We start from the raw sequence: 10,469 nt of genomic DNA on the forward strand, positions 1-10,469 counted from the left end.
CGCCCAGCGACCGCACCGCATACGAGCGACCGCACCGCATACGAGCGACCCCGCCGAGGAGGCCCGCCATGGCACCGGCACCACCCGACCCGCGCCCACTCCTCACCATGTCCGCGATCACCAAGTCCTTCCCCGGCGTACGGGCCCTGGACGGCGTCGACCTCGATGTCGAAGCGGGCGAAGTGCACTGTCTGCTCGGCCAGAACGGCGCGGGCAAGTCCACCCTCATCAAGGTGGTCGCCGGGGCGCATCAGCCCGACAGCGGCGAGATCCTCTGGCGCGGCGAACCGGTCGCCCTCAAATCGCCCATCGCCGCCATGCGCCTCGGCATCGCCACCATCTACCAGGAACTCGACCTGGTGGAGGGGCTGTCCGTCGCCGAGAACGTCTTCCTCGGCCATGAGATGGCCACCGGCGGATTCGTCCGCTCCGGCGCGGCCCGCACCGCCACCGCCGCCCTCCTCACCCGGCTCGGGCACCCCGAGATCGACCCGGGGCGGCTGGTGGGGGACCTCTCCGCGGCCGGGCAGCAGATCGTCTCGATGGCCCGCGCGCTCTCCCATGACGTCCAGCTGATCGTGATGGACGAGCCGTCCGCGGCCCTCGACCCGGACGAGGTGGACAACCTCTTCCGCATCGTCGGCGATCTCACCGCCGCCGGGGTCGCCGTCGTGTACATCTCGCACCGGCTGGAGGAGATCCGCCGGATCGGCGACCGCGTCACCGTGCTCAAGGACGGCCGCGCCGCGGCCCGCGGGCTGCCCGCGCGCACCACCCCGACCCGCGAGGTCGTGGCGCTGATGACGGGCCGGGACGTGGAGTACGCGTTCCCGCGCCGCACCTCGCCGCCTCCGGCCGCCGCCGCCACGCCGGTGCTGCGGCTGGAGAACCTCGGCAGGGCGGGGGAGTTCGAGCCGATCGACCTCGAGGTGGCGCCCGGCGAGATCGTCGGGCTGGCCGGGCTCGTCGGCTCCGGGCGGTCCGAGATCCTGGAGACCGTCTACGGCGCCCGCCGCCCCACCTCGGGCCGGGTCGTGGTGGACGGCCGCCCGCTGCGCCCCGGCAGTGTGACCGCCGCCGTGCGCGCCGGGCTCGGTCTCGCCCCCGAGGAGCGCAAGGCGCAGGCGCTGCTGATGCTGGAGTCCGTCACCCGCAATGTCTCGGTCTCCTCGCTGACCCGCTTCTCCCGCGCCGGATGGGTGGACCGCGGCGCGGAGCGGGCGGCGGCCCGCCGGTGCGTCCGCGATCTGTCGCTGCACCCCGACGACCCGGAGCGGCCGGTGCGCACCCTGTCCGGCGGCAACCAGCAGAAGGCCGTACTGGCCCGCTGGCTGCTGCGCGGCTGCCGGGTGCTGCTGCTGGACGAGCCGACGCGCGGGGTGGACGTCGGCGCCCGCGCCGAGCTGTACGCCGTGATCCGCCGACTCGCCGACGACGGCATGGCCGTCCTCCTCGTCTCCAGCGAACTGCCCGAAGTCCTGGGCCTCGCCGACCGGGTGCTGGTGCTCCGCGAGGGCCGTGTCGTCCATACGGCGCCCGCGCGGGAGCTGGACGAGCACCGCGTCCTCGATCTCGTCATGGAAGGGAGCCCGTCGTGAATTCACCCGGGAGCAGGCCGGCGTCCCCGCCTCCGGCCGACCCCGCCCCGGTACCGGGCGCGGGCGCCACGCTGACGGCCGGTCCGGTCGGCAAACCGCCGGCCGGCCGTACCGACACCGATCCGCTGAGCAGGCTGCGGCGCCTGGCCGACCTGCGCAACCTCTCCCTCGTCGGGGTGCTGGCGGTGCTGATCGCCGTCGGCGGCTTCACCAAGCCCGATGAGTTCCTCAGCACCGACAACCTCCAGCTCGTGCTCACCCAGGCGTCCGTCATCGGCGTCGTCACCGTCGGCGTGACCTTCGTCATCACCAGCGGCGGCATCGATCTGTCGGTCGGCGCGATGGTCGCGCTGGCCTCGGTGTGGGCCACCACGCTCGCCACCCAGGACTACGGGCTCGGCGGCATCCTGCTGTGCGCGGTCCTGGTGGGACTCGGCTGCGGACTGGTCAACGGGGTGCTCATCGCGTACGGCGGGATGGTCCCGTTCATCGCCACGCTGGCGATGCTCGCCTCGGCCCGCGGTCTCGCCCTGCAGATCAGCGACGGCAAGACCCAGGTCGTCACCGTCAACCAGGTCCTGGACCTCGGGCTCCCGGACGCCTATGTCCTCGGCATACCGCCGCTGGTGATCATCTTCGCCGCGGTGACCGTGGTGGGCTGGCTGGTGCTCAACCGCACCACCTTCGGCCGGCGCACGGTCGCCATCGGCGGCAACGCGGAGGCGGCCCGGCTCGCGGGCATCGACGTCAAACGGCAGCGGCTGCTGCTGTATCTGCTCTCCGGACTGTGCTGCGGTGTCGCCGCCTTCATGCTGGTCGTCCTCACCGGCTCCGGCCAGAACACCAACGGCAACCTCTACGAACTCGACGCCATCGCCGCCGCGATCATCGGTGGCACGCTGCTCAGCGGCGGCCGCGGCACCATCACCGGCTCCGTCCTCGGCGTCCTCGTCTTCACCACCATCACCAATCTGTTCGCCCTGAACAACCTTCAGAGCGATGTCCAGCAGATCGCCAAGGGCGCGATCATCGTCGCCGCCGTCCTGGTACAGAAGGGTCGTTCGACGCCATGAGGTATGCCAAGAGCTCCTCCGCCACCACCAGTCGCAGAAACCTCCTCCTGGGCACCGCCGCGGCGGGCGCGATGTTCGCCGCCGGATGCACCAGCAACGAGAACAACGACGACGGCGACAACGCCAAGCAGGCCGCGAACACCGCCAATGACAAGCCCGGTAAGGCGGTCACCATCGGCTTCGCCGGGCCCCAGGCCGACCACGGCTGGCTCAACGCCATCAACGAGCAGGCAAAGCGGCGCGCCAAGGAGTACAAGGACGTCACCCTGGAGGCCACCGAGGGCTCCAACGACACCGCCCAGCAGATCGGCCAGATCGAGACCCTCATCAACAAGAAGGTCGATGTCCTGGTCATCCTGCCCGCCGACGGTAAGGCGCTCACCCAGGTCGGGCTGAAGGCCATGCGGGCGGGCATCCCGGTGGTCAACCTCGACCGGATCTTCGCCTCCCCGCAGGCGTACCGCTGCTGGATCGGCGGCGACAACTACGGCATGGGCCTCAACGCCGGGCGCTACATCGGCGAGCAGCTCAAGGGCAAGAAGAACGCCAAGGTCATCGAGCTGGCCGGGATCGACAACCTGGAGCTGACCCGGCAGCGCACCGAGGGCTTCAACGACGGTCTGAAGAACTACCCCAACATCAAGAAGGTCGGCCGCCAGGCCGCGGAGTTCACGGTCGAGTCGGGCCAGGCGAAGATGGCCCAGCTGCTCCAGGCCCACTCCGACTTCGACGCCCTGTGGAACCACGACGACGACCAGGGCGTCGGCGCCGAGCGCGCCATCAAGCAGGCCGGGCGCGATGACTTCCTCATGGTCGGCGGCGCGGGTGCCAAGCACGCCATGGATGCCATCAAGGCCGACAACAGCGTGCTGAAGGCCACCGTGCTCTACCCGCCCACCATGGCCGCCTCCGCCATCGACCTCGCCCGCGCACTCGGCCAGGGCAAGGGCGTCGGCGGTCTCGCGGAGCTGGAGATCCCGGCTTCTCTCACTCTCTACTCCGCCGTCGTCACCAAGGACAACGTGGACGAATACCTCCCCACGGGATTCAGCTGAGCCCGATAGAGGGCCAGACCCCCCACCTCGCGTCGGTTTGCGATCGTCAGAAGGAGTCCCATGGAAAATCCTGAAGCGAAGACACTCGGCGTCGGCATGGTCGGCTACGCCTTCATGGGCGCGGCCCACTCCCAGGGCTGGCGCACCGTCGGCCGTGTCTTCGACCTCCCCGCCCGCCCCGCGATGACCGCCGTCTGCGGGCGCGACGCGGACGCCGTACGGGCCGCCGCTGACCGGCACGGCTGGGCCGCCGCCGAAACCGACTGGCGGGCACTGATCGCCCGGGACGATGTGCAGGTGGTCGACGTCTGCACCCCCGGCGACAGCCATGCCGAGATCGCCATCGCGGCCCTGGAGGCGGGCAAGCACGTGCTGTGCGAGAAGCCGCTCGCCAACTCCGTGGCCGAGGCGGAGGCCATGGTGGAGGCGGCGCGGCGGGCGCGGGAGCGCGGTCAGGTGGCGATGGTGGGCTTCAACTACCGCCGCGCGCCCGCGATCGCGTACGCCCGCCGGATGGTGGCGGACGGGCGGATCGGCGTGCTGCGCCACGTCCGGGTCACCTATCTCCAGGACTGGATCGTCGACCCGGAGTTCCCCCTGGTGTGGCGGCTGCGGCGGGAGTACGCGGGCTCCGGCGCCCTCGGCGACCTGGGCTCGCACATCGTCGACCTGGCGCAGCATCTGGCGGGGGAGCGGCTGATCGGCGTCTCGGCGCTCACCGAGACGTTCATCCGGGAGCGGCCGCTGCCCGCCGGCGCGGTGGCCGGGCTCGGCGGCGCCGGGGCGGGCGGGGCGGCGCGCGGACCGGTGACGGTCGATGACGCGGCGCTGTTCACCGGGCGGTTCGGCTCCGGTGCGGTGGCGTCGTTCGAGGCCAGCAGGTTCGCCGCGGGCCGTAAGAACTCGCTCAGGATCGAGCTCAACGGCGATCGCGGTTCGCTCGCCTTCGATCTGGAACGCCTCAATGAGCTGTCCTTCCACGACCACACCGAGCCCGCCGTCGACTCCGGCTTCCGCCGGATCCTGGTGACCGAGCCCGAGCACCCCTACCTCGAGGGGTGGTGGCCGCCGGGCCACGCCCTCGGCTATGAGCACACCTTCGTCCACCAGGCGCGGGACATGGTGTTCGCGATCGCCGACGGAACCGGCCCCGAGCCGTCCTTCGAGGACGGGCTGCAGGTGCAGCGGGTGCTGGCCGCCGTGGAGGAGAGCGCGGAGAAGAACTGCGTCTACACCCCCGTACCCGTCTGAGGAGGAGGCCGGAATGCCCAGACCCTTCACGCTCTTCACCGGCCAGTGGGCCGACCTTCCCCTGGAGGAGGTCTGCCGGCTGGCCCGTGACTTCGGTTACGACGGCCTGGAACTCGCCTGCTGGGGAGACCACTTCGAGGTGGACCGGGCGCTCGGCGAGTCCGGTTATCTGGACGGGCGGCGCGAGCTGCTGGAGAAGTACGGCCTCAAGTGCTGGGCCGTCTCCAACCACCTGGTCGGCCAGGCCGTGTGCGACTCGCCCATCGACGAGCGCCACAAGGCCATCCTGCCCGCCCGGATCTGGGGCGACGGCGACGCGGAGGGCGTCCGGCGGCGGGCCGCCGCCGAGATGGCGGACACCGCGCGCGCCGCGGCCGCCTTCGGGGTGCGCACCGTCATCGGCTTCACCGGCTCCTCCATCTGGCATCTGGTGGCGATGTTCCCGCCGGTGGTGCCGGGGATGATCGAGCGGGGCTACGAGGACTTCGCCGAGCGCTGGAACCCGGTCCTCGACGTCTTCGACGCCGAGGGGGTGCGCTTCGCCCACGAGGTGCACCCCAGCGAGATCGCCTATGACTACTGGACCACCCACCAGGCCCTGGAGGCCGTCGGCCACCGCCCCGCCTTCGGGCTCAACTTCGACCCCAGCCACTTCGTCTGGCAGGACCTGGACCCGGTGGGCTTCCTGTGGGACTTCCGGGACCGGATCTACCACGTGGACTGCAAGGAGGCCCGGAAGCGGCTGGACGGCCGCAACGGCCGCCTCGGCTCCCATCTGCCCTGGGGCGATCCCCGCCGCGGCTGGGACTTCGTCTCCGCCGGCCATGGCGATGTGCCGTGGGAGGACGTGTTCCGGATGCTCCGCTCGATCGGATACGACGGTCCGGTGTCGGTCGAGTGGGAGGACGCCGGGATGGACCGGCTCACCGGCGCCCCGGAGGCGCTGGCCCGGCTGAAGCACTTCGACTTCGACCCGCCGACGGCGTCGTTCGACGCGGCCTTCGGCGGCGGCGACAAGTAGCGACGAGGACCCGCCCGAAGGCCCCTGGGTGGGGGACCGCACACCGCGCCCCCACCCAGCTTTGTCCTGCCTGTGGATGAAGCGGCAGCTGTTTTGCGTCAAAGGGGTTTCCGGACCGGACAAACCCCGCTACGGTCCTTGAGATGTACCGGTCACATAGGGGCCCCTCGCCCCGGACCGGTCATCCCGGCGCGACGGCGCGCGCCTGTGCCAGTCACGGCGGCCTGACGGCCCGCCCGTACCCCCCTCTTTTCACGGAGGATCAGCGTGCACAGGAAAAGGCTTCGACTGCGCGGGCCCCTCGCGCTCGTCACGAGCGCACTGCTCGTCGGCGCGGGGCTCGCCTTCACCGCTCCGCCGGCGGGCGCGGATCAACCCGCCCCGGCAGCCGAGCAGTTCCAGCAGGTCACCCTCGCCAAGGGCGTGGAGGAGACCGGTGAGCCCATGACGCTCGCCGTGCTCCCCGACCGCTCCGTGCTGCACACCTCGCGCGACGGCACCCTGTGGCTGACCGACGCCACGGGCGAGACCAAGGTGTCCGGCAAGCTGCCCGTCTACTCGCACGACGAAGAAGGGCTGCAGGGCGTCGGCATCGACCCCGGCTTCGCCGACAACCGCGCCATCTACCTCTACTACGCGCCCCCGCTCGACACGCCCGCCGGTGACGCCCCCAACGAGGGCACGGCCGCCGACTTCGCCAAGTTCGACGGCGTCAACCGTCTCTCCCGCTTCACCCTCGACGCCGACGGCACCCTGAACACCGGCAGTGAGAAGAAGGTCCTGGACGTCCCCGCGTCCCGCGGCATCTGCTGCCATGTGGGCGGAGACATCGACTTCGACGCCGACGGCAACCTGTACCTGTCCACCGGCGACGACAGCAACCCGTTCGCCTCCGACGGCTTCACCCCCATCGACGAGCGGGAGAACCGCAACCCCGCCTATGACGCCCGGCGCTCCGCGGGCAACAGCAACGACCTGCGCGGCAAGGTCCTCCGCATCAAGGTGGCCGACGACGGCTCGTACACCGTCCCGGACGGCAACCTCTTCGCGCCCGGCACCGAGAAGACCCGGCCCGAGATCTACGCGATGGGCTTCCGCAACCCGTTCCGGATCAGTGTCGACAAGCCGACCGGCACGGTCTACGTCGGCGACTACGGACCGGACGCCGGTGCCGCCAATCCCGAGCGCGGACCGGGCGGCGCCGTCGAGTTCGCCCGGGTGACCAAGGCCGGCAACTACGGCTGGCCGTACTGCATCGCCGACAACAAGCCGTACCGCGACTACGACTTCGCCACCGGCACCTCCGGCCCGGCCTTCGACTGCGCCGCGCCCAAGAACACCTCGCGGTACAACACCGGGCTCACCGATCTGCCGCCCGCCCAGCCCGCCTGGATCCCGTACGACAACGACTCCGTGCCCGAGTTCGGCTCCGGCTCCGAGTCGCCCATGGCCGGGCCGGTCTACCGCTACGACGCCTCGCTCGACTCCCCGGTGAAGTTCCCCGAGTCCTACAACGGGAACTTCTTCGCGGGGGAGTTCGGCCGCCAGTGGATCAAGCGGATCGAGCAGGGCGCCGACGGGGCCGTGCAGAAGATCAACGACTTCCCGTGGTCCGGCACCCAGGTCATGGACACGGCCTTCGGCCCGGACGGCGCGCTGTACGTCCTCGACTACGGCCTCGGCTACTTCAACGGTGACGAGCACTCCGCGCTCTACCGGATCGAGAACGCCACCGACGGCCACTCGCCCATCGCCGAGGCCAGCGCCGACCGCACCTCCGGCAAGGCGCCCATGAAGGTCGCCTTCTCCTCGGCGGGCACCTCGGACGCCGACGGCGACACCCTCACCTACAACTGGGACTTCGGCGACGGAACGACCTCCGCCGCCACCAACCCCACCCATACGTACAAGAAGAACGGCACCTTCACCGCGACCCTCACCGTCAAGGACCCCACCGGCCGCTCCGCCAGCGCCAATGTGCACCTCACGGTCGGCAACACCGCGCCCAAGGTGACGCTGCAACTGCCCGGCGACGGCCAGCTGTTCACCTTCGGCGACGAGATCCCGTTCAAGGTCAAGGTGACCGACCCGGAGGACGGCACCGTCGACTGCGCCAAGGTCAAGGTCACCTACATTCTCGGCCATGACAGCCACGGCCACCCCGTCACCACGGCGAACGGCTGCTCCGGCACCATCAAGACCAACGCCGACGGGGAGCACGACCCCAACGCCAACATCTTCGGGGTCTTCGACGCCGAGTACACCGACGGCGGCGGTGGCGGCCAGCCGCCGCTGACCACCCACGACCAGTCCATCGTCCAGCCCAAGCACCGGCAGGCCGAGCACTACGACGACAGCCAGGGCGTCTCGGTGATCAACCACACCCCGGCCAACGGCGGCAAGACGGTCGGCAACATCGAGAACGGGGACTGGATCTCCTTCAAGCCGTATGTGCTGGGCAACGCCAAGGACTTCACGGCACGGGTCTCCTCGGCGGGCGCCGGCGGCACGCTGGAGATCCGCAGCGGCTCCCCGACCGGGCGGCTGCTCGGCACCGTCACCGTGCCGGTGACCGGCGACTGGGAGACCTTCCAGGACGTCAAGACGACACTGACGAAGCCCCCGACCGGCACCACCACGCTGTCCCTCGTCTTCAAGGGCGGTGCGGGAGCGCTCTTCGACGTGGACGACTTCACGATCGGCACCGGCTGACGAGCGAGGCGCTGACGCGCTGACGATCGGGTCCCGGGGCGGCGGCCGTACGCGGCCGCCGCCCCGGGCCCGGGAGGAAGGAGCACGACGGATATGCACCCGCACACCTCTCCGCATTCCAGATCCGACTCCAGATCCGACTCCGGAACCCGCTCCCGGTGGGGGGCGCGGCTCGCCGCCGCCGGGGCCACGCTGCTGCTCGCCCTGACCGCCCTGCCCGCCGCCGCGTCCGGGGCCGCCACATCCGGCGCCGCCGACGACCGGGTCCTGGTCTTCTCCAAGACGGCCGGCTTCCGCCACGACTCGATCCCCGACGGCATCGCCGCCATCAAGGAACTCGGCACGCAGAGCGGCTTCGCCGTCGACGCCACCGAGGACGGCGCCGCCTTCACCCCCGACAACCTCGCCCGCTACGACGCCGTCGTCTTCCTCTCCACGACCGGCGACGTCCTCGACACCGCCCAGCAGTCCGCGTTCGAGGGCTATGTGCGGGCGGGCGGCGGCTACGTCGGCGTCCACGCGGCGGCCGACACCGAATACGACTGGCCCTTCTACGAGGGCCTGGCCGGGGCGTACTTCCAGTCCCACCCCGCGATCCAGCAGGCCACCGTGGACGTCGAGGACCGGGGCAACCCCGCGACCGCGCATCTGGCGCCGACGTGGGAGCGGACGGATGAGTGGTACAACTACCGCACCAACCCGAGGGAGCGGGTGAAGGTCCTCGCCACACTCGACGAATCCTCGTACCAGGGCGGCGCGATGGGGGAGGACCACCCCATCTCGTGGTGCCAGGAGTACCGGGGCGGCCGCGCCTTCTACACCGGCTTCGGCCACACCAAGGAGTCCTACGCCGACCCCGCCTTCCGGCAGCACCTGCTCGGCGGCCTCCGCTACGCCACCGGCGCCGCCCACGCCGACTGCCGCCCGGAGCAGGGCTACCGCCCGCTCTTCGACGGCACCTCGACGGACGGCTGGAAGCAGGCGGGCCCCGGGAGCTTCACCCTCGACACCGCGTCCGGGACCCTCACCTCGACCGGCGGCATGGGCATGCTCTGGTACGGGGCCCGTGAGCTGGGCTCGTACTCGCTCAAGCTGGACTGGAAGATGGCGGGCGACGACAACTCCGGCGTCTTCGTCGGCTTCCCGGCCTCCGACGACCCCTGGTCGGCGGTCAACAACGGCTACGAGGTGCAGATCGACGCCACGGACACCCCCGATCACACCACCGGCTCGGTCTACGGCTTCCAGTCCGCGGACCTCGCCAAGCGGGACGCGGCGCTGAACCCGCCGGGGGAGTGGAACACCTACGAGATCCGTGTGCAGGGCGAACGGCTGCGGATCTGGCTCAACGGCGTGAAGATCAACGACTTCACCAACCGGGACCCGGCGCGCAGCCTGCGGCAGGGCTACGTCGGCATCCAGAACCACGGGGAGGGGGACGAGGTCTCCTTCCGCGACATCCGCGTCAAGGACCTGCCGGCGAAGGGCGGCGGCCACCACCAGCGCCACCACGACGGCTAGGCGCCCCCGAATCGCCGTCCCGACGGCCCGAGGGGAGCCGTGGGGACGGCGTGGCGGCGGGCAGGAGTACGCCGCCTCCTCCCGCCGCCACCCCCACCACCTGTCCAGCGCCGGCACCCCGACGGCCCCGGGTCACCCACCCGGCGGCTCCCGGCCGCCCCGCCCCGGCCCCGACTCCCGGGCGCGGGGCGGCCTTGGCCACGCCCGCCCGACCACAACACCCCCGCGCCACGACCGG

General features: G+C 71.2%; 7 protein-coding genes. All 7 read left to right on the top strand.

Annotated elements, in window-relative coordinates; translation table 11 throughout:
• Positions 1 to 68: 68 nt before the first annotated feature.
• The 7 genes from JK364_RS28955 (at position 69) to JK364_RS28985 (ending at position 10,231) form a co-directional block, all read left to right on the top strand.
• The gene (locus tag JK364_RS28955) at positions 69 to 1,598 is read left to right on the top strand and encodes a sugar ABC transporter ATP-binding protein (RefSeq protein WP_201854279.1); all 1,530 of its coding nucleotides are present in this window, start codon (positions 69 to 71) and stop codon (positions 1,596 to 1,598) included.
• Entirely contained in the window at positions 1,595 to 2,671 is a 1,077-nt protein-coding gene (locus JK364_RS28960) for an ABC transporter permease (protein WP_372462006.1), read from the top strand. Before JK364_RS28955 ends, JK364_RS28960 begins: the two co-directional genes overlap by 4 nt.
• Positions 2,668 to 3,726, top strand: a complete 1,059-nt coding sequence (locus tag JK364_RS28965) for a substrate-binding domain-containing protein (protein ID WP_201854280.1) — start codon at positions 2,668 to 2,670, stop codon at positions 3,724 to 3,726. The genes JK364_RS28960 and JK364_RS28965 overlap by 4 nt, the downstream gene beginning before the upstream one ends.
• A 60-nt stretch (positions 3,727 to 3,786) precedes the next feature.
• Positions 3,787 to 4,977, top strand: coding sequence for a Gfo/Idh/MocA family protein (locus JK364_RS28970; RefSeq protein WP_201854281.1), 1,191 nt, complete (start codon positions 3,787 to 3,789; stop codon positions 4,975 to 4,977).
• A 13-nt stretch (positions 4,978 to 4,990) separates the two neighbouring features.
• Positions 4,991 to 5,998 (top strand): sugar phosphate isomerase/epimerase family protein, encoded by a 1,008-nt coding sequence (locus JK364_RS28975; protein ID WP_201854282.1) that lies wholly within the window; start codon positions 4,991 to 4,993, stop codon positions 5,996 to 5,998.
• 267 nt (positions 5,999 to 6,265) lie between these two features.
• The gene (locus JK364_RS28980; RefSeq protein WP_201854283.1) at positions 6,266 to 8,710 is read left to right on the top strand and encodes a carbohydrate-binding protein; all 2,445 of its coding nucleotides are present in this window, start codon (positions 6,266 to 6,268) and stop codon (positions 8,708 to 8,710) included.
• Positions 8,711 to 8,803: 93 nt separating this feature from the next.
• Positions 8,804 to 10,231: a ThuA domain-containing protein gene (locus JK364_RS28985; RefSeq protein ID WP_201854284.1), complete on the top strand. Its 1,428-nt coding sequence runs from the start codon at positions 8,804 to 8,806 to the stop codon at positions 10,229 to 10,231.
• The last annotated feature ends 238 nt before the right edge of the window (positions 10,232 to 10,469 follow it).

This window comes from Streptomyces endocoffeicus (assembly GCF_016741935.1).
GTDB classification, from domain to species: domain Bacteria; phylum Actinomycetota; class Actinomycetes; order Streptomycetales; family Streptomycetaceae; genus Streptomyces; species Streptomyces endocoffeicus.

Coding starts and splice junctions, on each gene's coding strand:
- JK364_RS28975 (WP_201854282.1), top strand. CDS start 4,991: ATGCCCAGACCCTTCACGCTCTTCACCGGCCAGTGGGCCGACCTTCCC.
- JK364_RS28985 (WP_201854284.1), top strand. CDS start 8,804: ATGCACCCGCACACCTCTCCGCATTCCAGATCCGACTCCAGATCCGAC.
- JK364_RS28955 (WP_201854279.1), top strand. CDS start 69: ATGGCACCGGCACCACCCGACCCGCGCCCACTCCTCACCATGTCCGCG.
- JK364_RS28970 (WP_201854281.1), top strand. CDS start 3,787: ATGGAAAATCCTGAAGCGAAGACACTCGGCGTCGGCATGGTCGGCTAC.
- JK364_RS28965 (WP_201854280.1), top strand. CDS start 2,668: ATGAGGTATGCCAAGAGCTCCTCCGCCACCACCAGTCGCAGAAACCTC.